General features: G+C 40.6%; 25 protein-coding genes. 4 read left to right on the forward strand and 21 right to left on the reverse strand.

All coding sequences use genetic code 11. The features are described from left to right. Positions 1-174: 174 nt before the first annotated feature. From ACOB82_RS13920 to ACOB82_RS13980, 13 genes are all read right to left on the reverse strand, one after another. Positions 175-681 carry a type II secretion system protein gene (locus tag ACOB82_RS13920; protein ID WP_448213581.1) on the reverse strand — a complete coding sequence of 169 codons (507 nt, stop codon included), beginning with the start codon at positions 679-681 and terminating at the stop codon, positions 175-177. A 26-nt stretch (positions 682-707) separates the two neighbouring features. After that, positions 708-1,322: a type II secretion system protein gene (locus ACOB82_RS13925; RefSeq protein WP_448213582.1), complete on the reverse strand. Its 615-nt coding sequence runs from the start codon at positions 1,320-1,322 to the stop codon at positions 708-710. Between the two features lie 77 nt (positions 1,323-1,399). After that, positions 1,400-1,867 (reverse strand): hypothetical protein, encoded by a 468-nt coding sequence (locus tag ACOB82_RS13930; protein ID WP_448213583.1) that lies wholly within the window; start codon positions 1,865-1,867, stop codon positions 1,400-1,402. Further along, entirely contained in the window at positions 1,867-3,102 is a 1,236-nt protein-coding gene (locus ACOB82_RS13935) for a type II secretion system F family protein (protein ID WP_448213584.1), read from the reverse strand. Before ACOB82_RS13935 ends, ACOB82_RS13930 begins: the two co-directional genes overlap by 1 nt. Before the next feature lie 3 nt (positions 3,103-3,105). Next, positions 3,106-4,818 carry a GspE/PulE family protein gene (locus ACOB82_RS13940; protein WP_448213585.1) on the reverse strand — a complete coding sequence of 571 codons (1,713 nt, stop codon included), beginning with the start codon at positions 4,816-4,818 and terminating at the stop codon, positions 3,106-3,108. A gap of 4 nt (positions 4,819-4,822) precedes the next feature. Then, entirely contained in the window at positions 4,823-6,022 is a 1,200-nt protein-coding gene (locus ACOB82_RS13945; RefSeq protein ID WP_448213586.1) for a tetratricopeptide repeat protein, read from the reverse strand. Beyond that, positions 6,019-6,933: an ExeA family protein gene (locus ACOB82_RS13950; RefSeq protein ID WP_448213587.1), complete on the reverse strand. Its 915-nt coding sequence runs from the start codon at positions 6,931-6,933 to the stop codon at positions 6,019-6,021. Before ACOB82_RS13950 ends, ACOB82_RS13945 begins: the two co-directional genes overlap by 4 nt. A 3-nt stretch (positions 6,934-6,936) precedes the next feature. Next, positions 6,937-8,601: a pilus (MSHA type) biogenesis protein MshL gene (gene mshL, locus ACOB82_RS13955; protein ID WP_448213588.1), complete on the reverse strand. Its 1,665-nt coding sequence runs from the start codon at positions 8,599-8,601 to the stop codon at positions 6,937-6,939. Positions 8,602-8,612: 11 nt separating this feature from the next. Next, positions 8,613-8,939, reverse strand: a complete 327-nt coding sequence (locus ACOB82_RS13960; RefSeq protein WP_448213589.1) for an agglutinin biogenesis protein MshK — start codon at positions 8,937-8,939, stop codon at positions 8,613-8,615. Next, on the reverse strand, positions 8,932-9,642 hold the full coding sequence (gspM, locus tag ACOB82_RS13965; protein ID WP_448213590.1) for a type II secretion system protein GspM: 711 nt from the start codon (positions 9,640-9,642) through the stop codon (positions 8,932-8,934). The genes ACOB82_RS13960 and gspM overlap by 8 nt, the downstream gene beginning before the upstream one ends. After that, the gene (locus tag ACOB82_RS13970) at positions 9,642-10,247 is read right to left on the reverse strand and encodes a PilN domain-containing protein (protein ID WP_448213591.1); all 606 of its coding nucleotides are present in this window, start codon (positions 10,245-10,247) and stop codon (positions 9,642-9,644) included. The genes gspM and ACOB82_RS13970 overlap by 1 nt, the downstream gene beginning before the upstream one ends. Beyond that, positions 10,240-11,163 carry a hypothetical protein gene (locus ACOB82_RS13975; protein WP_448213592.1) on the reverse strand — a complete coding sequence of 308 codons (924 nt, stop codon included), beginning with the start codon at positions 11,161-11,163 and terminating at the stop codon, positions 10,240-10,242. Before ACOB82_RS13975 ends, ACOB82_RS13970 begins: the two co-directional genes overlap by 8 nt. 468 nt (positions 11,164-11,631) lie before the next feature. After that, a complete protein-coding gene (locus tag ACOB82_RS13980; protein WP_448213593.1) occupies positions 11,632-12,918 on the reverse strand; it encodes a cation:proton antiporter in 1,287 nt (428 codons plus the stop codon). A gap of 170 nt (positions 12,919-13,088) precedes the next feature. Here ACOB82_RS13980 and ACOB82_RS13985 point away from each other — a divergent pair, with 170 nt between their 5' ends. Continuing rightward, complete coding sequence (locus ACOB82_RS13985; RefSeq protein WP_448213594.1) at positions 13,089-14,042, forward strand: 1-aminocyclopropane-1-carboxylate deaminase/D-cysteine desulfhydrase; 954 nt, start codon at positions 13,089-13,091, stop codon at positions 14,040-14,042. Here ACOB82_RS13985 and ACOB82_RS13990 read toward each other — a convergent pair. The 5 genes from ACOB82_RS13990 to rpsF all read right to left on the reverse strand — a co-directional run bounded on the left by ACOB82_RS13990 (position 13,996) and on the right by rpsF (position 17,444). Further along, complete coding sequence (locus ACOB82_RS13990; protein ID WP_448213595.1) at positions 13,996-15,822, reverse strand: EAL domain-containing protein; 1,827 nt, start codon at positions 15,820-15,822, stop codon at positions 13,996-13,998. The genes ACOB82_RS13985 and ACOB82_RS13990 overlap by 47 nt on opposite strands. 152 nt (positions 15,823-15,974) lie before the next feature. Next, positions 15,975-16,427, reverse strand: coding sequence for a 50S ribosomal protein L9 (gene rplI, locus ACOB82_RS13995; protein ID WP_448213596.1), 453 nt, complete (start codon positions 16,425-16,427; stop codon positions 15,975-15,977). Positions 16,428-16,444: 17 nt separating this feature from the next. Then, a complete protein-coding gene (gene rpsR / locus ACOB82_RS14000; RefSeq protein WP_074500237.1) occupies positions 16,445-16,672 on the reverse strand; it encodes a 30S ribosomal protein S18 in 228 nt (75 codons plus the stop codon). Between the two features lie 64 nt (positions 16,673-16,736). Then, positions 16,737-17,045, reverse strand: a complete 309-nt coding sequence (priB, locus tag ACOB82_RS14005; protein ID WP_448213597.1) for a primosomal replication protein N — start codon at positions 17,043-17,045, stop codon at positions 16,737-16,739. A gap of 3 nt (positions 17,046-17,048) precedes the next feature. Further along, positions 17,049-17,444 (reverse strand): 30S ribosomal protein S6, encoded by a 396-nt coding sequence (gene rpsF, locus ACOB82_RS14010; RefSeq protein ID WP_448213598.1) that lies wholly within the window; start codon positions 17,442-17,444, stop codon positions 17,049-17,051. Positions 17,445-17,704: 260 nt separating this feature from the next. On the opposite strand from rpsF, the gene ACOB82_RS14015 reads away from it, so the two are divergent. Further along, positions 17,705-18,610 carry a hypothetical protein gene (locus ACOB82_RS14015; protein WP_448213599.1) on the forward strand — a complete coding sequence of 302 codons (906 nt, stop codon included), beginning with the start codon at positions 17,705-17,707 and terminating at the stop codon, positions 18,608-18,610. An 88-nt stretch (positions 18,611-18,698) separates the two neighbouring features. On the opposite strand, the gene rlmB is transcribed toward ACOB82_RS14015, so the two are convergent. From rlmB to ACOB82_RS14030, 3 genes are all read right to left on the reverse strand, one after another. After that, positions 18,699-19,454: a 23S rRNA (guanosine(2251)-2'-O)-methyltransferase RlmB gene (gene rlmB / locus ACOB82_RS14020; protein ID WP_448213600.1), complete on the reverse strand. Its 756-nt coding sequence runs from the start codon at positions 19,452-19,454 to the stop codon at positions 18,699-18,701. 15 nt (positions 19,455-19,469) lie between these two features. After that, a complete protein-coding gene (gene rnr / locus ACOB82_RS14025; protein ID WP_448213601.1) occupies positions 19,470-21,902 on the reverse strand; it encodes a ribonuclease R in 2,433 nt (810 codons plus the stop codon). 83 nt (positions 21,903-21,985) lie between these two features. Next, entirely contained in the window at positions 21,986-22,600 is a 615-nt protein-coding gene (locus ACOB82_RS14030) for a tetratricopeptide repeat protein (RefSeq protein ID WP_448213602.1), read from the reverse strand. A 270-nt stretch (positions 22,601-22,870) separates the two neighbouring features. Here ACOB82_RS14030 and ACOB82_RS14035 point away from each other — a divergent pair, with 270 nt between their 5' ends. Continuing rightward, positions 22,871-23,890 (forward strand): DUF484 family protein, encoded by a 1,020-nt coding sequence (locus tag ACOB82_RS14035; protein WP_448213603.1) that lies wholly within the window; start codon positions 22,871-22,873, stop codon positions 23,888-23,890. 104 nt (positions 23,891-23,994) lie between these two features. Further along, entirely contained in the window at positions 23,995-25,182 is a 1,188-nt protein-coding gene (locus ACOB82_RS14040) for an HD-GYP domain-containing protein (RefSeq protein WP_448213604.1), read from the forward strand. The last annotated feature ends 69 nt before the right edge of the window (positions 25,183-25,251 follow it).

Consider the following 25,251-nt stretch of genomic DNA (forward strand, 5'->3'; position numbering starts at 1 on the left):
GATTAATGACATCTAGGGCTTGAGAAACGAGCATAAAAAATCCGATAAACAATGTTTATCGGATTTTTACATACTCAGAAGATCGTTCAATTGATCTGTAAATAAATGCCTAACTGATCGGTATTAGGGCATATGCCCTCTTTTTTTAACTGATTTAGTCACTGTAGACGAAAACTAATTGCACTCATCAACGCTAAGCGCTGGTGGCACTACTGGATCTGTGCCTGATTTTGTCGCCTGAGCATATGAAGCAAAACATTCAGTTGGTGCAACGGTTAATGCATTACCATCAGTATAAGGTGTGACATAAACCACATCACTAATCACACTAATAGTAAATTCACTAGTGGTATCTACTTCCAATAATGCTGCCCATGTATTAGCGCCATCATCATCGGCACTTGCCGAAGATGGATAACCATACACAGTATTAATAGTGCCAACATTAGTCGTCAATGTCGTATCAGCTGTATTTTCACTACCTGCAATCAGTGATTTACTAAACACTAAGCTTGAGGCACTTTGCATAGAACCTTTAACCGCTTGTAAGGTTGAAGTGCGGGCATCGCCTTGTAGGTCTAAAAATTTTGGCGCAGCAGTTACGGCTAGAATACCAAGAATAACAATCACGACTACAAGCTCAATAAGCGTAAAACCAGATTGTTTATTTAATACTTTCATAGGGTTGTCTCTTATTACGGTTACTTTTAATTGTTAACGTAAACAATAACTGAACTATTTGATGGATCATAGGTAAATAAGTTACCAGTAGACTTTTCTGCGCCACCTGCTGGTGCCACAAACTCATCATTAGCATCTTTATTTAATGATTCTTTTAAATAGTATGCACAAACATTATTACCTGCATTACCACCACTGACTAAAGCGGCAAAGTAATTAGCAGAGTTGTTGCTATTTAATGCGGCAATGGTTGACTCAATTACTGGCGGCTGTTGTAAGATATTTTCCCAAATTTCTACACAGTTATTAACATCAAATCCGCCACCTAAACCAGCGCCATCAGTTAAACCAGTAACATAACCTGGGCGAACATTGGTCGCCTCAGTAGTTAAAATTAAAGTGGTGCTATCATAGTCAACTGAATTTAATCCACCAGTATTTTTAGGACGACCTTCCGCTTCCCACTGAGCACGAGCTAACGATACCGCAGTAGCAAAGCCCCCAGCCATGCCTTCAATATTGGCTTGTTTGGCTTGATCAGTTAAATCTAAAAACTTTGGAATTGCAGTCACGGCTAGAAAGCCTAATATAACCACCACAATAACAAGTTCAATTAAGGTAAAACCAGCTTGCTTTTTCATGTGTACACCTTTTACTTGCACGCGTTAACTAATTCTAGCAGTGAATTATCTGATAAGTCACTGACTTTACGGGAAGATTATTTAATTACTTTACCTGATTTCGGGTAGTAATCAAAATACTTCTCACTGCTGATACTAAAACGACAAATCTTACTGTTATCAACGGTATTTCTATTGAGCTCAATAACTGCCACTGGCTGTTTCAAAAGCTCTAATGGCATATCTAATACTTGTTGCCAAATATGCTGACAATTATCACTATCTGGCCAGCCGTATTGATTAACACTAATCATAGCAATCGAGCCTGAACTATCTTTAAGCCTAACCTGAGTTGGCCGCCCATCCATTAACCATTGGCCATGAATCGCCTGAATATGTGCAGCAAAGCGATTGGCTAAACTTTGCACGCCGGCATCAGTAATTCGCGACCCATGTTTAAAATAATAATTAACAAAACCGGCCATCAGTAAGCCCAGCAAAGTCACAATAATTAACAACTCTGCTAGTGAGCGCTCTTTTGTTTCAGCCTCACTTTGCCTAGTCATTATTTACCTTGGAACGCTGATGCCATATCCCACATAGGCGTAAAAATACCTAAAGCCAAAATCAATACCATGATCGCTACGATCACTAATAATATTGGCTCAATACGAGCGGTTAGCGTACTCAAGTCGTAATCGACTTCTCGTTCGTAATAATCACCCACTTCTTCGAGTAATTCATCAACTCGACCAGTTTCCTCACCAACGGCAATCATTTGCAACACTAATGGCGTAAATAGTTCACTGGTTAGTGCAGTACGTAATAAGCTGTCGCCACTTTCTATTCCTTGACGCATTTTCAAGATTTTTTCTTGCATAAACTTGTTATCAACCGCATCTGCCACCAGCGACAAACCGGCCGTCATTGGCACACCAGCTTTTAACACGATGGCAAAACTATGAGTAAAGCGCGATAAAATTGATCGTTCAATAATACTGCCAACAACCGGTAGTTTTAGTTTGCGCTTATCCCAAAAATATCGCCCGTTATCGGTACGCACGTAGTAGCGAACGCCGAAAATCCCCACTAAACTGGCCACCAATAGATACGGCCAATAATCTAAGAAAAACTCTGAACTTGTGATTAAAATTTTTGTAGCCAAGGGAAGGTCAGCCCCAAGGCGAGCAAACATATTTGCGAAAGTAGGGATCACAAAAATATTAAGGATCACTATGGCAATAATAATCGCGATAATGACAAAACTTGGGTAGCGCAAAGCTGACTTTATTCGCTTGCGAGTTTCTTGTTCACGTTCAAAATAGGTTGCAAGTTTGAGAAATGCTTGATCAAGCTGGCCGGTATTTTCCCCAACATGCACAATAGATACAAACAATGATGAAAATACCGACTTATGTTGATTTAATGCCGACGACAGCGCGTTACCGCCTTCCAACTGGCTAGCTACATCGGCTAATACTTGCTTCAATTTTAGTGAAGTAGTGGACTCTGATAAGCCATGTATTGACCGTAGAATTGGCACACCAGAGCGCATCAACGCATGCATTTGACGACATAGTACAATTAAGTCATCCAAAGTCACTTGGTTAAAACCAAGCAATTCGCCGATATTTAAATTAGCACCAGAGCCTTGGCTGATAGCTTTGCCCGCTTCAATAGCGATTGGAATAATATTTTGCCGCGATAATAGTTCAGCAACCGCCGCTGTATTTGACGCTTCGATTGCCCCTTTTACTTGTTCACCTTGAGCATTACGCCCAATGTAGTTAAATATCGCCATTAATTACCCTGTGACATCGACAGTTTCAACCAGCCTGAGCACTTCTTCAACCGTAGTTATTCCTATTTTTGCATAATCAAATGCCGCTTTGGCTAAAGGTTTAAACGACGGACTTGCTTTAGCAAATTGGGTAAACGCTTCGGTGTCTTCTTGCTTTAGCGCGCCGATCATCGCTTCATTCATTTCGAGTAACTCAAATACCCCAATACGACCTTTATAGCCGGTGTATTGACACGTTTGACAGCCCTTCCCTTGCTTAAAGCTCAATTGGCTGATATCTGTACCCGTCAAGTGATTTAGCCAAGTCGTTTCTTGAATGTCTGGGTGATAGTCAGTAGCGCAATTCTCACAAACACGACGCACTAAGCGTTGAGCGATGACGGCTCGCAAAGAGCTACCGACTAAAAACCCTGCTGCCCCCATATCAATTAAACGTAGTGCACTGGTGATAGCATCATTGGTATGTAGCGTTGATAACACTAAATGACCCGTTAACGCGCCACGTAAACCAATTTCAACGGTTTCATGATCTCGCATCTCACCCACCATAATAATGTCGGGATCTTGGCGAAGTGCTGTACGCAGCACACTCGAAAAATTAAGGTTAATTTTACTGTTTACTTGCACTTGGTTAATTCTAGGTAAACGATATTCCACTGGGTCTTCAGCTGTAATAATTTTCTTAGTTGACTGATTAAGCTCACTGAGTGCGCCATATAGCGTTGTGGTTTTACCGCTACCTGTCGGCCCCGTTACTAACACCATACCATGAGGACGGGTAATTTGATGGCGTAATCTTGCGACTAATTCTGGCGGCATGCCGGTTTCATCAAGCGACAACAATCCGGCTGATTGATCAAGCAAACGCATAACCACCGACTCACCATATTGCACTGGCATAGTCGACATCCGCACATCAACACTGTGCCCTTTGACTTGCAGATTAAAACGGCCATCTTGCGGTAAACGCTTTTCAGAAATATCAAGCCCAGCCATTAATTTCAAACGCAGCACTAATGCCGAGGCTATTTTGTTTTCGTTTAAAACATTTTCCTGTAATACACCATCAATGCGCTGACGAATGCGCAATTGTTTTTCATCAGGCTCAATGTGAATATCAGAGGCACGCATTTGTACCGCATCTTCAAACACCGACTGTAATAGCTTGCCTACGGTGGCATCGCCACCATCATCAAAGGTAGCCGATAAATCAAAATCAGATGTTTGTTCGTATTCTTGTTCTAATTGGCTTGCAAATGATTCAATTTCAGCAGTACGGCGATATAAACCATCAAATGCTTCAAATAGTTGTGATTCCATTACCACAGCCAGCTGAATACGTTTAGGTGCTAACATTTGCTCAAGCTGATCGAGTCCGCCCAAGTCTGCAGGATCGCTCATGCCAATAAGTACACTCTCGCCCCTATCTTCAATTACTAATGCTCGCAAGCGCCTGGCATGAACCTCTGGCAATAAGTGGGCAATTTCAGGGGAGATACGAATTTGGCTGATGTCCATAAATGGCACATCAAGTTGTTGCGCAAGAAACGACAACAACTGCTTTTCACCGATATAGCCAAGCTCAATAAGCACATCACCAAGTTTACGACCTGAGGTTTTCTGGCTCGTTAATGCCTGCATTAATTGATCTTCGCCAATGATATGCTCATGAACAAGCAAATCACCTAAGCGCATTTTTAATTTAGGTGCTGGCATTTTATTAGTCTCCTAACGCTGAAATTCGTTGCTCAGCAAATGCCTGACTGGCCGCTGATAACCCACCGATAACAAGCGCTTCCTTATAGCTGGCAATAGCTTCGTTAAAACCGCTATTTTTATCGTGTGATATGGCTAAACCTAAATGCCATTTCGCATTGTTTGGCTGTAACTTGATCAAATGCTGGTAAGCCGATATCGCAAACTTTTGCTGTTCAACCGCGCTAGCACTTTGCGCTAATAACGATTGATACTCAACCTGCGGCGTATTCTTGAGAACGGATAACACCTCAAATGCTGCTTTATTTAATTGTTGTTGCAGCAAAATTTTCGCCGCCATTAACCGAAAGCTAGGCTCTTGAGGCATTAACGTAATACCTTGATTCACTAAATTAAACGCGGCTTGAGTATTTCCCTGTGCAAACCAGATTGCCGTTAACTGCTTTCGTGCCTCAAGATGTTCAGGTTTAAGCAATAGCACATCTTGCATTAATTGCTCAGCGCGGTTGCCTTCCCCTTGCTCTATCGCTTGATATGCTTGCGCCATTTTTTGTTTCGCTAGCTCACTTGGGCTCAGCTGCTTACGCGCAATCGATAACGAAGACTGTGGCTTAGCAGCCTGCACATTAGCGTTACGATTAATAGCTGGATCAACTTGTGCTTCATCTGGTAAAGGCTTAACCGGTGACGGCTTTGGCTCACTTTTGGGCGCAAGGTTAATCGTTGTAATGCTTTGCTCACCATTAGGTTCAACTGCTACCTGCTCGGCATTAATAAGCTCACTTTTTTGCTGCCAGTTATTATCTTTTAATAATTCTGACTTTGGCTCATCAGTTTTATTATTTTTAGTGATAGACGTTTCAATGGCTGGCAAGCTCTGTGCTTGACTATGGTTAACTTGACTATGGTTAACTTGATTCTGATTAGTTTGGCTCTGATTTTGATTTTGTTGAGCCTGATTTTGCTGAACTTGTTTTTCTAATAGCTGTTTTTCTAAAACTTGGTTTTGTAATACCTGATTTTGACTATAAAGCCAAAACACAGCAACCGCTGCCACAGTTACAATAAAGGTTAGCACTATTGGCATCATTGGAGATTTTGGTTTTTGACTCGCCATAAGTGCTGACTGGCTCATGTCTGCTTGAGTTGATGGTTCGCTATTTCGCTTCTCTAAATCTTTTAGCATTTGGTTTATGACACTCATGCTACCAACTCCGGCTTAATAAATGTTAACCAAATTGCCGCTGCCATAAGCATTAAACCAAAGCCCAGCATTATTAATTTATAATGATGCCAATGAAGATTGGCCGTATCTTCAGTATCTTTTACCGCTAGCATTAAATGATGTTTAGTAAGGTGGTATTGACCTTCGCCATAGCCTAACATCAACATTTTATGACAAAGAATATTCACCAACCGCGGAATGCCTTTACTGGCTATTGTCAGCTGTTGGCATACCTTAGGCGAAAATAAATTTGGCCCTTTATAGCCAGCGACCTGCAACCTATGCTGAATATATTGTTCCACTTCTTTTGTTGTCATTGGCCTAAGCGTATAAGAAAAAGTAATCCGTTGCCTAAGCTGCCTAAAATGCTGTTGAGCCAAACGTTGTTCAAGCTCCGGTTGCGCAAACATCACCACTTGCAATAGTTTTCGACTTTCGGTTTCCAAATTGGTAAATAACCTCAACGCTTCTAAACTTTCTTCTGGCAATGCTTGAGCTTCATCAACAATTAACACTACTGAGTGACCTTGGCTATGCAATTCCATTAAGCGCTCTTGAATTCGTTGAGTCAACAATTGCGCCGAAACTCGCTGAGCTTGTTTCACGCCAAGTTCTGTTGCAACTGCTCGGCGTAATTCATCAGGGTTTAAATAAGGATTGGGAATATAGGCGGTAACAAAATGCTCGGGAATTTCATTGAGTAGTTTTCGACACAGTAACGTTTTACCGGTCCCCACTTCACCAATAACTTTAAGAAAACCTTCGCCGGTTTTTAGCGCGGTCATTAATACCGCCAACGCCTCATGATGAGGCGCTAATCCTAAATAAAAACTAGTATTTGGCGTTAAGGTAAACGGCAGTTCTCTAAAGCCAAAGTGGTATAGGTACATGAGCTATTTACTATCAGGAAACCATTGTTTAAGCATATCACGCGCGTCTTTAAGCTGATCTTGCCACGTATCAAAGCCTATCACCACCGGCTTAAGCATGATCACTAATTCTTTCTTTTGCGTTGTTTGCGATTTACTTTTGAATAGCTCGCCCATTAGCGGGATATCGCCTAATAGCGGCGTTTTCGACTCTAAATCTACCTTGCGCGTTTCAATTAAGCCACCAATCACCACGATTTCGCCAGATTTTGCGCGAACAATGGTATCTGATTCTCTTACCGTACTTTGCGCCAACGGTAATATAACGTCTTCTTGGTTAATCGTAACGGTTTTCAACTGTTCTTGGGTTACCGTAACCGAAGGATGAACATGCAATATTACTTCGCCACTTTCATCAATTTGTGGAGTAACATCTAAAGCAATACCTGAGAAAAACGGCGTTAAATCAATTTCTGGTGTTACCGTTGTTGATGTGCCGGTAGTCGTTGTACTAGAAATATCGGTGACGAAATATTCATCTTCACCAACTTTAATTACTGCTTTTTGATTGTTGGTTGCGGTTAAACGCGGGCTTGAAAGTACTTGAACATTGCCTTGGGTTTGTAGCAGCTCAATAACACCGTTAAAGTCGGTATTTTGGATACTTAATGAAGTAGTGCCACCAATGGCTGAGCTAATGGTGTTGCCAATAATATTACCGGCGGTAGAAAAAGTTAGGTCGGTACTGCCAATACTTCCTAAAACATTTTCCCATTTAATACCTTGTTGGTAATCGTCATTAAGCGTTACTTCCATAATCTTCGCTTCAATGATCACTTGGCGACGCAAATGCTTCTGGGTGTCATTAATAAAATTGCGAACCGATTTAATTTCATTAGGGTAAGCGCGAATTGTCACTAACCCTGCCTGTGGTGACACTATTACCGAGCGGCCATTATCACTACCTACCAATGAAACTAACGTTTCTTTAAGCTCTTTCCAAAAGTCAGATTCATTCTCAGTATAAAGATTAATGCCACTCACCGAGTTTTGACCATTTTGATTGCCATAACCACGGTTGTTGTTACTACTACGACTACCGCTATTACGGTTACTGCCATTATTATTGTTATTGCTGTTAGGGTCATTTTCCGCAACCCCACCAGAATTGATGCTAGTGCTTGAAGTGCCATAGCGTTTAACAAACAAATAATTTAATGGGATAGTTTCAGTGCGCATACCCGACGGATAAACCTGTATAACTCGCCCCGCACGCTTAATATCAAAACCATATAAATCTTGAATTACTGCTAGCGCTTCATCAATAGTGACGTCTTTTAGGTTTAGAGTAATACTACCTGCCACATCAGGATGCACAGCAGCACTATATTGTGAGTCTTCGACAATAGCAGCAAAAAATTCTTTGGCATCCACTTGCACAGCCGCAATGTCCAGACGCTTTTCAGCCAGCAATGACTGCTTAGCACTGTCCATGGTGTGCTGAATTAATTCTTGCTGTACCGCAGCCGGTAATTGTTCAACAGGTTTTTTCGACGATTTGGCTGCACTGTCCTCAATACTACTTTCTAAATCATTTACGATAAAAGTGGGTTGTTCTGGCTTTGATGTACAACCAGTAATTGCCACAACCATACTAAGAATAAACAAACTAATTTGAGGCTTTTTCATAAGAATTTCTTTTATTTATAATTTATTAACGGTGCATTAAATAGCGTTAACTTTTTTACATTTTCCGCTGACTGCAAAACCACATGGCGTTGCTCTATTTTAATCACAGTGAAGCCAAGAACTTTGGCGCCCTGTTCTACTAGCCGACCACTGATTATCGCTTTGTATTGTTGTTTATCTGTCGACTTAATGATTGACTGTAATATTAGTTGCTTACCTTGCCCTTTGATCGCTTGTGCGCTTTCTTGACCTGCTATTAATGGACGCGTTGGATCATTTTGACCAAAAGCACTGACGCTAAAAATGGCCAATAGAGCAACACCAATTAATTTAAACACCGATAAACTCCTGCTTTGTACTTAAACTATACATGGTCACCGACAGTTCATTGTTTGGGTATTGAACGACATTAAGTTGAAAGTTTTGCCAGAAAAATTTCCATTTAAGTTGCTCCGCTTGAGCTAAAAATTGCTGTAAAGCCTGATATTTACCGTTTAAGGTTAATTTAATAGCGTGCTTATACAAACCGACAGCTTGTGACTGTGGAAGCTTATTCTTTAATTGAGCATTATTACTTTCGTTGCTGCTTTCCTGCTCGTTAACTTGTCCAGCATTAACAAATAATGCATTGGCTGGCAGCAGTTCAAATGAAGTTAATGAGACCCCAGGAGTGAGCGCCAATAAATCGGTTAGCGCAATTCGCATTTGAATAGGGTTAATCAAATCAGAGGTTAAGGTTAACAGCTGCTGGTCGATACTGGCCAACATTTGCTTTTTCTGTTCAATTTGTTTCACTGTCGCGCGATCAGGATCTTCACTCAGTGCCTCAGCAAATAAGGCATTCGCTTGCACCGTTGTTTGATTTTCGGTGTTTAAGCCTAAGATACGTTGCTGCTGCTGATTTACCGCTTTTAAATTAGGCTCTAGCACTAAACTAAAAATTAAATAAATAATTAAAAACAATCCGCCCCAAAGCACAATATGCTGTTCGCGCTTAGTAAGTGCTAAAAATTTATCAGAATAATTTTGCCACGCAGCCATTATTTTGCCCCCACTTGCTTAGTTGCGGAGGTACCAACAGTAAACTCAATTAAATTATTTGCTTGGGTCGCCATTGAAAACTGATGGAACATGCGACCGCCTAGTACATTTGAACCTTCAAAATTAGATAGCCAGGTAGGCACAGCATTGGCATTACGCGCCATTCCAGATAACGCAATATCGGCATCATCAATAACGATTTGCGTTAAACTGATATCGCTACTATGCAAACGAGAAATTTCCGCCATCGCCTGTGCAAAACCACCAACGTAAGTAAAGTCAGTATTGGTTAAATGCTGATATAAATAGCGTTTATTAGCCAGTAATGCGGTTAATGTTTCTAATTCAGCCGTTAAAGCACTACTTGCTTTATGATTGGTCAATTGTGTTTGTAAGCGCTGGTTTTCCGATTTAAGCTGTTGGTTTAACTCAACTAATTGCTTTGACTGCTTAGCTAACTGAGTTTTTTGTAAATCAGTATAAAGTGTTAATGACACCATGACGACGAGAGCCAGCAGCCAGATAAGCACAACATTGCGCAGCGTCATTAATGGTGACTTTGCCAGCAGCTCAGGCTGTAATAGATTAATATCAGGCTTAAGCATTGACGTTAGCCTCCGCTGTTATCCCTTGAGTTATCCCTTGGCATACGCCAATTGCCGCGGCATACATGGCTTTATCGGTATGCACAGCATCAAATTCAAAACACTTTACCGGCGTATTAGTGTTTTCTGCCAATTTCGAGACAATATAATGTTCGGTTTTCATCGGTAAAATGACTTGAATTTCTCGGATAGGCGCTTGTTTTAATTGGCGTTCAAAATAATCACTAGAGCGCTGAATTTCTAGACTCAAGGCATCAATAACCCCAGTGGATAACTCTTCCATTGATTTGGTACTTAACTGAGCATAGCCTCGTAACCGACGATGGAAATAAATGCGACCATTTTTAACAATTAAAATAATGACTTCTTCATTCGGTTGCTGGCATAACAACATTACCGCTTGTTCAGTAAAAGGAAGCAAGTTAGCAAACGCAAACTCTTCTGTGATGATTGACGTTAATTCAATATTGCTTTGATTTAGCTGTTCTACCAAAACCTTTAGCGTCGATTTACTTGCGCAAACAACATTAATTTTTTCAATGCTTGAAGTTGTAGGTGCACCAGAAAAGTAATCAACAATCATATCCTCAGGAGCAATAGTGACTAAGTCTTTAATTTGCCATTTCAATGCCGAAGGCACTTCGTCGTCGGGAACATTAGGCTTTTCAACTTGAACAATTTGGTATTGATTAGGCGCTAAGCTAATTTGGGCACGCCCAGTAAGTGTGCTTGCTGATAATAGTTTGTTCAATGATGATGTCCAAACACCATCATTGATTGGAAATTGCTGGTAATCGTAATTATTGCCGGTTCTTGACAAACAGTAAGCAATAGCATCTTGTCGAAAAGCGATACCGATACTTTGATTCGATGTTTTCGGGGCAAATAGTTGCTTAATTCTTGTAATAAACGACATTCAACAGTTCTTATTATTGGTAGAATTTGATTTCACTGCATTAGAGCGTGTTGATCTTTAAAGTATAAATTTTGTTCGAATTTAATGGCTTTTAATCTAGGCACATCAAGTGAAGTTTGTTTGCTCCAAATAAATGCGGTGTAACAACGAGTAAAAGCTAGCAAAACGAATCGATAGACAGCGTCAATTGATTGTATTTACTGCGTTCTCGCTTATTTATGTGGAATAACTACACTACATAAGCTCAGCCTTGTATATAAACTCAATTGACTGCTGCAAAATCATACTGCAAAGATCAATACGCTCTGATTTCATTATCCTTGTTTCATTGTTAGGCGCAAGCATTTTAGTAATAAAAACAGCCTTCAACCTCAAATTCCATCCGTATTTACCTGAATATTTACCCGAACGTTTACCCGAAGTAACATAGGTATTTGCTGTTATTTCATTGTTATTATTTCTTTGTTGTTACTTCGCTAGCTGCTCACCTTCTTTTGTCACTAAATCCACCACTTGTTGATTTGGCAAAAACTTTAGCTTCCACCAACGAATTGTTAACGGCACTGAAATGTTCAATAAGAAACAAGTTAGCATCAAGGTATAAAACGCCTCTAACGATAAAATCGGGAATTGTACGTAAGCAATCGTCATCACCACAAAGGCTAACTCCGCACGCCCCAACATACCAAAACCTATCATTAAACTGTCTTGCCAATTAAAGTTACCAGTAAAACGTGCCGCTAGACTTGCCGATGCAATCTGGCCTATAAACAGGGCTACAAATAGCAGCAAAGACTCTGGTAAGACGGAAATAAAAACATCCAGTTCAAAAATAAGTTTAGTGCCGAGGGCAACAAAGAACACAGGACCTATCCAAGTAAAAGCAACGTTATCCACTATTTCTCTTGCCTGTTTATAAAAATCGACTTTCTGCTCTTGATGAAAATCAAAATATTCCTGATGTATTACCAAGCCAGCCATATAGGCACCAATTGCCGGATGAAAGCCAAATTCATGGGCCAATAAGCCAACGGCTACCGCAATCAATAATAAGGATAAAATGGTGTATTCCCCTTGCCCCATCGACAAGATGCCACGTAAGTTTATGTGCCCAATGATGGGTATTTTTTGCATGAAGCCTTGGCTAGTCGGGAACAACCAACGACCAATAACGATGATCACCAAAAAGAACGCAATGGCTTTGCCTAAAGTAAGCGCAATACCTAACACACTTATTGCGGCACTGCCGGTAGCAATAGGTACGATAATCGCCACCAGCGCTAAAGAGCCAATGTCATCAAGTACCGCAGAAGTCATGATGCCTGTTGCCGCAGGTGTATTATTGAGCCCCTCGCTTTTTAACGACACCATTGTCAATGACACCGCAGTAGCTGTCATCGCTAAACCACTTAGTAGCGCAATGTTTTCATCTTGCCAAAAATAAAGCATGGTAAAGTAGGCAACGAAAAATGGCACAACAGCACCAAATAATGCGATCCCCCAACTACGCCGTAAACTACCAACAAAATTCGTAGTTTCTTCTTCAAAGCCAAGCGCGAACATAATAATAATGATGCCAAGTTCGGCAAAATCAGTGATAAACTGAGGCATTTCAGCTGGTAAGCCACCGATATTAACTAATACCATTCCGCAAAATAAATACCACAGTACGGGGGTTAATCGTGTTTTATGGGCAAAAAATGCCGCCACAAAAACGCTCGCCCAAATCACCGCCAAAATTGCTATTTCATTCATCTAGTTACATCACTCACAAAGTCATAATAACCACATTAAATTTATGTGTTTATAGTAATTAATGCCAACTTCACATCAAAATAACCGCTAAAAAGCGTTAATCAATGCTAGCTTTACAGACTAATTCAAGAGAAAATCATCGTTCAAGAAACGATGACTAGCAAAGCTCAGTGTTACCTTCACCGATACAAGCATTAACTCACCCACTCTTTACCAAACACCAACTTCAGGTGTTTATTAAACGTGATGATCTTATTCATCCTATTATTTCTGGCAATAAATGGCGTAAGCTTCAAGGCAATATAGAATATGCTAAAGCCAACGACTACTCGGGAATTTTAAGTTTTGGCGGTGCCTTTTCTAATCATATTCATGCGCTGGCCTATGCCTGTCAGCAGCAACAATTAAAAACGATAGGTATTATTCGAGGAGAGCCTGAGTATCAACACAATTACACGTTAAGCTGGGCCAAGCACTGGCAAATGCAACTTAACTTTGTTGATCGCATCACCTATAAACGTCGATATCAGCAAGATTATCTTGATGAATTAACTAGCCAATATCCTGACTATTTTATTGTACCTGAAGGTGGCACCAATCAACTGGCGTTAACCGGAATGGCTGGTGTTATTGACGAGTTAACGAACCAACTTGAATTTGACAGTTTAATGCTACCAATTGCCAGTGGCGGAACTACGGCTGGCTTAATAGCAGCGGATAATGGAGAACATCAAATCCTAAGCATTGCCGTTCTCAAACAGGCTGAGTATTTACTGCAAGAAATAAAGGCCTTGTTACCTAACGGGGCAACAAGTACAAACTGGCGGTTATTAACCGAATTTCATCGCGGTGGTTATGCAAAATTTTCTGCTGAAGATTGCATTAATTTAGCGGAACTGACGACACATTTTAATGTGCCGTTTGAGCCGATTTACTCGGGTAAAATGCTGCTTGCGCTGCTTGATTTAATCGAGCAAGGGTATTTCCCAGCCGGACATAGAATAGTCTTACTGCATACCGGTGGTATTCAAGGTGTCAGCGGATTGATTAACCAAAATCGAGTGCCAGAGCAATACATCAAGGCAATACAATCGCATTTGCCATCTGTGCCACGGGTTCAGTAAAGAAGTGCCCTTGACCACCTGAAACCCCCAAATGCACTAAGGTTTGCCATTCCTCTTTACTTTCTACACCTAACGCATAAATTTTAACATTATGCTGCTTACATCGCGCTTTTAAAATTTGAATAAACACTTGGTTTTCAATTTTTTGCTGAATTTGATAAACAATACTGCGATGCAACTTTAAAAAGCGAATTGGGCATTCAGCTAAATAATCCGTACTAACAACATATTGCCCGACTTTATCTGCCAAAATTGCCACACCAAGTTCATCAAGCAAGCTAATCACAGGTTTTAGCTTATTAAAATGGCTGACTAGATGGTATTCGCTTATTTCAATAATCAGCCGACAAGCAATGTCTGGCATCTGTGCCAGCTTAGTAAACATCACTTCAATAAACTGTTCATCAAGCAATGTGTCAATTGACAGGTTAAGGCTACAGGCATCGCGCTGGTTACTTTCATATTTAAGTAATCGACATACTTGCTCAAATACCAAAGAATCAACTTTAACACTTAAACCGCATTTTTGTGCCATCGGTAAGAACACCCGCGCGCTAATCAGCTTGCCTTGGCTGTCTCTGACTTTTGATAAAACTTCGTGATGTAATATTTGATCACTTTGGCTGGCAATCACTGGTTGGAAGAAAATAACAAAAGCGTTTTTTTCAATGGCATTGGTTAAAAATGTTCGCCACTTTAACGAGCCTTTTGCTGTTTCCACCGCGACTTCGCCGCGATCATACATAAACCATTGTGATGGTCCTTGCAGCTGGGCATTACGCAATGCCATATCCGCTTCGGCCAATAGTTTGTAGCCCTGACTTTCATCAGAAAAACAAACAATGCCGGCATGAACAAATTCATCTTTATCAATACCTACAGGTAGCGGCAGGGTTTTTAAACTGCTAATTAACTTATCGCCGAGCTTTTGGGCTTCATCGCTATATAAGCCAGGCAATAGCAACGCCAGTTCATCTTGATGTGGCCGAGCAATAAAGAAATGACTAAAGTTTTTTAAACGCTTATTAATCAACTGAATGGCTTGTTCAACAACTTCAATGGCTTGACCATTGCCATACATTGCTTGAACAGTATCTAAGTCTTTTAAGCAAATGAGAAAAATAACGCCGCGCGCATCTTCTTCTTTTAATAACGCCTCTAAACGATTATTAAAAAATTCGCGGTTACCGACACCGGTTTCTGCATCTAGTAATACACGTTCTCGAATACTAAGCTCGGTTTCACCTTGAGTATTTTTTGCTTCATGGAGTTTTTGCATCATTTCAGCAATCGCCTCACTAATTTGTTCTTGCCGAGCTATTGGCTGAAACTTTCCATGTATTCGGGATAATGAAGCCCAATTTTCTAGCGAGCGAATGGGTAAATAAGAATGAGACAATGCTCTGTGCAAACTCAATCTAATATTAAAAACACAAGCAGCAAATAATAAATTAAAGCCCCAGAATAGCCATGATGTGAGAATGACCGAAAGCGGATGAACGAATAGCAAACGATATTCATCACCGTCGATTTTGCGTAAAAGGGTAAAGCGAGCGCTTTTTTCTTGATAGATAATTTGATCAGACTGGTGATCACTAATTTGCACTAAAGCACTAGGATACCATTGACTGTATTTTTGATTAATATCAACTGCCTGCTGATTTTGCTCAGACCAGATACTTGCCACTTGTAAGCCAACACAAAGTATATAAAGTAGCAACGCCCCGATATCAAAGCGTTGAATCACCGCTTTTAAGGTATGGGTTAAAATTTTTGCCACTCCATGCACCTGTTAAACTTTTGTTAACTATCATTTAGTTATAGTAGTGATATCCATTTAATACCACACTAGATTTTACAACTAACAAATTTCAGGCATAAAAAAACACCGGACATCTAAGATGTGCGGTGTTTTTCACATTAAAGTGTTAATTATGCTTCAGCAATAACAACAACTTTAACGTTTACGTCTACATCAGTGTGTAAGTGGATAACGATATCGTATTCACCTGTTTCACGGATTGTACCTAATGGCATACGTACTTGTGCTTTCGATACTTCAACGCCAGCAGCAGTGATTGCATCAGCGATATCTTTAGTACCGATAGAACCGAATAACTTACCTTCGTCACCAGCAGTTGATGCAATAGTAACTTCAGCTAATTCAGTGATCTTAGCAGCGTTTGCTTCAGCTGTTGCTAATGCTTCAGCTAATTGCTTTTCTAACTCTGCACGACGAGCTTCAAAGTGCTCAACGTTAGCTTTAGAAGCGAATACCGCTTTACCTTGTGGTAATAAGTAGTTACGCGCGTAACCAGACTTTACCGTTACCTTGTCACCAAGGCCGCCTAACTTGGCGATTTTATCTAGAAGGATAACTTCCATCGTAATGCCCCTTTAGGTTACTTGTGTAAATCAGTATACGGTAATAATGCTAAGTAACGAGCACGCTTGATCGCACGACCAAGTTGACGTTGATATTTAGCACTTGTACCAGTGATACGGCTAGGAACGATTTTACCACTTTCAGTGATATAGTTTTTTAACGTAGCGATATCTTTGTAATCGATTTCGCTAGCGCCTTCCGCTGAGAAGCGGCAGAACTTACGACGTCTAAAAAAACGTGACATGGGATTTCTCCATATATTTGATGCTACTTTACTTGCTGAACAATTCGCTAGCAAAAGTCGTCATCTAATTAATCATTTCAATCTGCTGGGCATGCAATGCGAGGATAGGGTTACCCGTTCTCGATTCGTGTTGGTTAATAAAACCAGACACTTGAATTTGCATACCTTCAGTTAATTCACTTACTAAGTTTTGCGACCAATCACCTGTTGCCACTACTTGCATTCTAACGAATGCTTGTCGGTTAAACTCATTTTCCAATTGAATTGAACGATGTTCAATCACAAACTGGCAATGATGAATACCCGCTGGGCTTGTTGATAACGTTGGCGCTTTTGCAACAACACCTACCAACACCAAACAATTAGTAGTCACAGATTATTCAGCAGCAGCTTCTTCTGTAGCAGGAGCAGCAGGTGCTTCAGTAACCTCTTTCTTAGCTTCGCGACGGTCATCTTTAGCATTCGCCATTGGTGATGCTTCAGTTACCGCGCCTTTAGTGCGCATGATCATGTTACGTAGAACTACATCGTTATAACGGAAAGAAGTTTCTAATTCATCAATAACTGACTGAGGCGCTTCTACGTTCATTAAAACGTAGTGTGCTTTGTGCAATTTATTGATTGGGTAAGCTAATTGACGACGACCCCAGTCTTCAAGACGGTTGATTGTGCCACTAGCTGCAGTGATCATGTCTGAGTAACGCTGGATCATACCAGGTACTTGTTCACTCTGATCAGGGTGAACCATAAATACGATTTCGTAATGACGCATTACGAGCTCCTTACGGTTGTAGCCTCGTATCTGGCTCAGCCAACACCAGTGTTGAGGCAAGGAACAAAAACTTGCGGCTGATTTAAGGTCGCGTATTGTAGGGAAATTAACCAATAAATACAAGCAAAGATCGGATTATTTCGCGCAATGTTAACGAGTTAGTATATTTTCCAGCTATATTTATTTACTATCTAGCGCTAACATATAGATGTATGGAGATTCATCATTGATTAAATTTCAGATTTCTAAGGGATTTTTAAGTGCATAGTCGAGTGCAGTTGTTGGCGTTCATCTTATTTTCAACCGTTGCTACATACAGTTTTGCGTCAGAGGTTAAAGTGCATGGCCCGCAATCGGCCGAAGATGCAAGCCATCGTTATTACATTTCTTTAATTGAGCTAGCACTAAGCAGAACTCGTGACGAATATCCTTACCAATCTGTTAATATTGTTGATATTGCCGCGTCTACCCACGGCCGCTCCCTTCAATTACTAGAGAAAGACGTCATCAATGTTTTTTGGGCTGGCACCCATAAAGAGCGCGAAGAAAAACTTATTCCAATTCGCATTCCATTATTTAAAGGCTTACTCGGCTATCGCGTATCCATTATTCGCGGTGAAGATCTCGAAATGTTTAGCCAGCTATCAGAACAGGAATTGAAAAACAAAGTTGCTTGTCAAGGCAGCCATTGGCCAGATTCAGATATTTTGGAAAATAACGGCTACCGCGTTATGCGGGTGGCTCGCTTTAACTTAATGTTTACTATGCTTGACCAAAAACGTTGTGATTACTTCCCACGCGCAATATTTGAAGGCTATGCAGAACTTGCCGTTGCCAAAGCCCAGTACCCAGATCTGACCATATTTGATAACACTATTTTGCACTACCCTTTTGCCATCTATTTATTTACTAACAAAGAACACCCAAAACTGGCGGAACAACTTAAGGTAGGTTTAGAACGGGCAATGGCCGATGGTAGTTTAGATGAATTGATGAGAACGGACGCCATGACTAAAGGGCTTTTTCCCCTAAGCCAATGGCACGATAAGCGATTTTTCCATTTAACCAATGATACGTTACCGACAGAAACACCTATCGAAAATAAACAGCTTTGGTTAACGCTATATCCTGACGATAAAGCCAATGACATAGAACTGCCCAATTAGATTGGGCTATTTAGCTAACAACTTTACTAACTAACACCTTAACTTAACTAACACCGTAATTAGCAACAGCGAACCAGCATTGTTTAAGCTAATTCGCTCGTCGCTGCCTAACAATTTCAAATAAGCAAATACCCGTTGCCACAGAAACATTTAAGCTAGAAACGCTGCCCGCCATCGGCAGTTTCACCAACTGATCACAATGCTCACGAGTTAAACGGCGCATGCCTTTGCCTTCTGCACCCATCACTAACGCCATTGGGCCACTTAGTTTAACATCATACAGGCAGGTATCGGTTTCGCCAGCAGTGCCGATAATCCAAACCCCCATTTTCTGCAACTGTTTCATGGTGCGCGCTAAATTAGTGACTTGTACTAATGGTACAGTTTCAGCGGCACCTACCGCCACTTTTCTTACCGTAGCAGTAAGACGCGCGGCATTATCTTTGGGCACAATTATCGCTTGTACACCAGCGGCATCGGCATTACGTAAACAAGCGCCTAAGTTATGAGGGTCGGTAACACCATCAAGAATTAATAAAAATGGCGACTGATTATTTGCATCTGCTTGCGCTAAAATTTCGTCCAAATCATTTTCAGAATAGGTTCTGCCGGGCGTAACACGAGCAATAACCCCTTGGTGCTGCTCACCATCAGATTTATCATCCAGCACTTTACGATGGACAAACTGCACAGGAATTTTGTATTTACGCGCTAAGTTAATAATTGGCAATAAGCGTTCATCATCACGCCCTTTTAACAACCACATTTCAATAAAGCGCTCAGGTGAGCGTTTGATCAAAGCATTGATTGCGTGAATACCTAATACAATTTCATCTTTAGCCATTAGTTATCTCTTTTACTAACTCTTTCTGCGTTTGCGTTCATTTTTGCCCGGACGTGATTTACGTGCTTTACGCTTAGTCACTTTTGATTTTTCTTGTTTGTTTTTCTTACTGCTACTTTTTTTACCGGACGGTTTTTTCGGATCAGCCTTGTTTGGGTCGAATTTAGCACCACCTCTGCCGGCTTTAGCATTTCGTCCTTTAGCTGAGCTTTTAGCTTTATCTTTCGGTTGACCGCGCAGTGGTTTCGCCCGCTTAATCACCGCATCTTCACCAGCAAGTACTAAGTCAATTTTCTTTTCATCAAGGTTAACCGCCGCCACTTGCACTTTCAGCACATCACCAACATGATATTTTGCGCCAGAGTTTTCCCCTGATAAGCACATACGCACATCATCAAAGTGGAAATAGTCACGGCCAAGCGAGGTAATATGCACTAAACCTTCAATATGTAAGTCAGATAAACGTACAAACATACCAAAGTTAGTCACTGTCGATATCACGCCAGTAAACTCATCACCAACGTGATCTTGCATATATTCACATTTAAGCCAGTCAGCAACATCGCGGGTGGCATCGTCAGCACGTCGTTCGGTCATTGAACAATGCTCACCTAGAGCGACAACTTGCTCTTCGTTATAGCTAAAGCAACCAATATTTACTGGGTTATTTTCCTGCGCTTCCAATATCGCTTTAATCACCCGATGAATAACTAAATCAGGGTAACGGCGAATTGGCGAGGTAAAGTGACTATAAGATTGTAACGCTAAACCAAAGTGACCAATGTTTTCACTTTGGTACACCGCTTGGCGCATTGAGCGTAGCAGCATGGTTTGGATCAGCTCTTGATCTGGCCTGTCGGCAACTTTGGCTAAAATATCGCAATAATCTTGAGGCTCAGGTTGCTCCTGAAATGGCATCGCAAGCCCAAGCTCGCTTAAATACGAGACAAAGTTTTTATATTTTTCTTCGCTAGGTTTGTCGTGTACGCGAAATAAGCCAGGCATTTTGTGCTTTTCGATAAATTTTGCTGTCGCGACGTTCGCCAAAATCATGCACTCTTCAATCATCTTGTGAGCATCATTTCGGATCAGCGGTAAAATTGCTTCAATTTTGCGATCAGCGTTAAAAATAAACCGTGATTCTTCGGTTTCAAAAGCGATAGCACCGCGCTGTGTTCTAGCATCGTTTAACGCACTGTATAATCGGTGCAGTTCTTCAAGCTCTGGCACTCGCTCAGCGTATTGCTCGCGTAGCTCTTGGTCACCATCTAATATTGCCGCCACTTTAGTGTAAGTAAAACGAGCATGGGAGCGCATCACTGCTGGATAAAACTTGCTGCCTGAAAGCTTGCCCTGAGCGCTCACCGTCATTTCACAAACCATACACAAGCGATCAACATCAGGGTTTAGCGAACATAAACCATTTGATAACTTTTCCGGCAACATAGGAATAACTTGGCTGGGAAAATAAACAGAATTGCCGCGGGAAAAAGCTTCGTCATCAAGCGCGGAACCTGGTCTTACGTAATAGCTAACATCAGCAATAGCAACCCATAAACGCCAGCCTCCTGATTTTTTAGCCTCACAGAAAACCGCATCGTCAAAGTCTCTGGCATCTTCACCGTCGATAGTAACTAACGGCAAACTTCTTAAATCAACCCGACCTTGCTTAGCCTGTTCATCGACTTCTTCTGATAATAATGCGGTTTCAGATACCACTTCATTAGGCCACTGATGAGGTAAATCGTGCTCGCGCAGCGCAATTTCAATTTCCATACCTGGCGCCATATGATCGCCCAGTACTTCAACCACTTTACCAACCGCATTTGAACGCTTACTTGGGCGCTGGATAATTTCCACCACCACCATTTGACCATGGCGAGCGCCTAATCGGCCATCAGGAGTGATCATAATATCTTGATTGATTTTGGCATCATCCGGCACAACAAAGGCAATATTATTTTCAACAAATAGTCGACCAACCACGCCATTTTTTCTTGGCTCGATAACATCAAGAATTTTTATTTCTTTGCGACCTTGACGATCAGTGCGATCTAATAGAATTGCTTCAACAATATCGCCATGAAATACCCGCTGCATTTCATGAGAAGAAATAAAGTAATCTTTACCACCAGTATCAGGTGCAAAGAAACCATAACCATCACGATGGCCAATCACGCGACCAGTTAACTTAGTGTTTTTATCTGCAATGACATATTGCTTAAATTTATTGAAGGTAATTTGACCCGCATTTTCCATGGCTCTAAGTCGCCGTTTGATACCTACCTTTCTGTCTTCATCATTACCGTAATTAAGTTTTTTAATAATGGCACTGAAGGTTAATGGTACAGCGGAAAGCTTTATTATTTCTAATAAATGCTCTCTGCTAGCAACAGGTTTTTCGTATTTTTCGGCTTCGCGATCTTTGAACGGATCTGATTGGGTCACAAGAATAGCTCTGGATTTTTTTTACATTATAAACCTAAATCAAGCAGGGTTGTGAACGAATTGCAAAGAAAAAATCTTCTAGATTAATATTTTAGTTGTTTAGCTTTAGCAACAATGTGCTCAGGCATTTTTTCAGCTAACAATGCCAACGACGCAGTGATTCGTTGATGAAGCTTTTTATCATCGGTTACTGCATGATGCAATTGCGAATATAACTCGGGAAAATCCAGTGGACTGCCAGCACCACTATTGTATATATCCGCTAAGCGTAATTGTGCTTTTAAATTGTTTGACGCTGCCGCCGCTTTTAAATACATAATGGCTTTATCTAAATCTGGCTGCATAAATTTGCCGATGTGGTAATAACGCCCCATTTGCTCAAGACCTTCAGGCAAGCCTTGATCCGCAGCACTTTGCATATAGTAAAGCCCAAGTTCAACATTTTTCTTGACGCAAACACCGTAGGCCAGCATATCACCCCACAAAAATTGATAAGATGGCAATTCTGCTTTTACTGCGCGTGCTTCAATATCTTGAACCAATTGACATTCATCTAATACCACTTGGCTTAAATGTTTATTTTCTCTAATTAAATCAAGCAACTGGTTATCTGTATATATTTGAACCGCTTGCAAATTTTGGCCAAAGGCCCCGCCACTGGTTAACAACATTATTAAAGAAAAAATAAAAATACGCATTGATAAAAACCGCAAAAGTAAGATGAAAAAATTAGCTTGCAACCACGTTATCGGCTAAGTCAAAAAATTCGTTAACGAGTAAAGCTAACTAATGTGTAAACAATTGTCGATGACATCATTTTGACTACAAGCTGTAAACCTTGCTATTGGTAGTATGATTAGCAAGTTCAGTACCAATTTTAAGCGAGTAGCCATCATAGTTTTTCTTGCCTCCGAATCAAAAATTCATAACAATGAAACCATCCTTGAGTAGTCGTTAAGTGGATATTCATGTCACAACTGGCACAATTAATAGAAAATTCTCGTATCAATGAAGCTATCGCCAATAAGCTCTTTGAAATTGAAACCGCCATTCTTGCCACCAAATCAAGTAAAGAACTATTGCAAACACTGCTAGGCTTAATTAAAGAGAAATTTCACCTACTCAATATTCAATTGTTATTAATAGATCCACCACCGATCAGCTATATGTTGAGCAATGCGGCGCAATCGGAATGGCATAAAGCTCATACCCGAAAAATTGCTGAACAACGTTTAACCTTTTTACATCCACAAGAAAAGCCACTGCTCATCACCGAATTAACCCAATTTGAGTGTATCTTACCTAAATCATTGTTTGAAGGAGCAGGCTCTGCGGCATTTATTCCACTAAAGTTAGAAGGTAAATTATTTGGCAGCCTGCTGATGACTGACGCTAATGCTGAACGATTTGCACCAACATTAGGCACTTTGCATTTAGAGCAGCTCGCAGTAAAAGTTAGCTTGGCACTATCAAATGTATTAATTCGTGAACAGCTTGAATACATGGCCCATTACGACCGATTGACTGGCGTTGCAAATCGCCGACTAATGGAAGTTACCATTACCGAAGAGCTCAGCCGACAAAAACGCTATAACGTGCCGTTTTCACTATTGTTTATCGATTGTAATAAATTTAAACAAATTAATGACACTTATGGTCATGACTGCGGTGATAAAGTCCTTTCCTATGTTGCAAACCAGTTAAAAGAGTTAATCCGCGAAACCGATCGTTGCTTCCGTTATGCAGGCGATGAATTTGTCATTACATTAGCCAGCCAAAGTCAAAATGAAGCATTAATTGCTGCCAAACGTTTAACCCAATTCTTTATCGACAACCCTATGCCTTATCAAGGTACTATGTTGCCGATCACTATCAGTTGTGGGGCTGCCGAAAGTGATGGTAAACAATCAATGGATGAGTTAATTAAACGGGCAGATGAGCAATTATATAAACATAAAAATAAGCAAATTGATTACCAGCATATTTAATTGAATCGAATAACGTATTACTCGAAATTCTTCATTGAAATGCTATAGTAATTAATTCAAGTGGAATTAAAACCATTCATGGAAGTTTGCGGTTATCTAGCACTATGATCATAGAAATATCGTTAAATGATGCTGAATTAGGACACTACGTTGTTGATATTGTACAGCAGGAAGGCACCTACCAACTTAAAGGCCCTGGACACGTAAAAAGTAAAGAGGTCATCGGCCACTTAGCTAGTCACGGCGTTAAATCTGTATTAATCGATACCTCTAAAACATTGGAAGTTACCTTCCATGAAGATCAATCAACTACTTTCGAGCCAGTAAAGCCAGTTTCTGGGCCTAGAGCCCCTGTCGGCTTTGAACTTGCTCAAGCCAAGAAAATCTTTTCAGATTCAAAAAATATTCAAAAACAAGTACTGGAAAATATCATTGCTGACAAGACTATAGATCTTGCACCAGTTAAAGAGATCACAGATCAAGCCGTAGAAGCGGTATTTAATAATCCAGATGCACTTTCCTGCATTCTCAATATTCGAATTAAAGATGAGTACCTACTTGAGCACTCTGTATCCGTATCGGTACTGGTGGCAATTTTCGCCCGCCATTTGGGGCTAGATAAACGTATTGCCAAAGAGATCAGCATTGGCGGTTTTTTACATGATGTTGGCAAAATCAAAATACCTGATGCAATACTTAATAAACCAGCCAAGCTTACCGCTGAAGAATTTGAAATAATGAAAACCCACGTTAATCACTCAATTGAGATTATTAACGCTACTCCCAATATATCCGAGCTAAGTATGGAAGTTGCAGCTTTGCACCATGAAAAGCTTAATGGCCAAGGTTATCCATTCCAATTAAACGCTGATGATATTTCACTTTATGGACGCATGATCACTATCTGCGATATTTTCGATGCACTAACAGCAGATCGAATATACAAAGATGGTTATTGCCACGTTAAAGCGTTTAATATTTTAAGAAAACTTGCCGAGCAAGGTGAACTCGATACACAACTTGTTGATCAATTTATTCGCTGCATGGGGGTTTACCCCGTGGGCTCTTTAGTAGAGTTGAATACTAAAAACATAGCCATTGTTGAAGCGCGAACTGATGACCCGATTCGCCCAAAAGTTCGCTCATTTTATAATATTGATTATCGTCATTACACCATGGCAAAAGATATCGATTTATCTGCCGGCGACGAGCATATAGTCAAAAGTGTTAGAGCCAATGATTTTAATTTAGAGATGAATAAAATTGTCGAATTTTTAATGATGCAAGGTTAACGCTGAAGCTAGCTCTAGCTGGGGTAAAAAAGGAGCCTAATGGCTCCTTTTTAAGTTCTAGATTTTATG

The sequence above is a fragment of the Colwellia sp. MEBiC06753 genome, assembly GCF_053470325.1.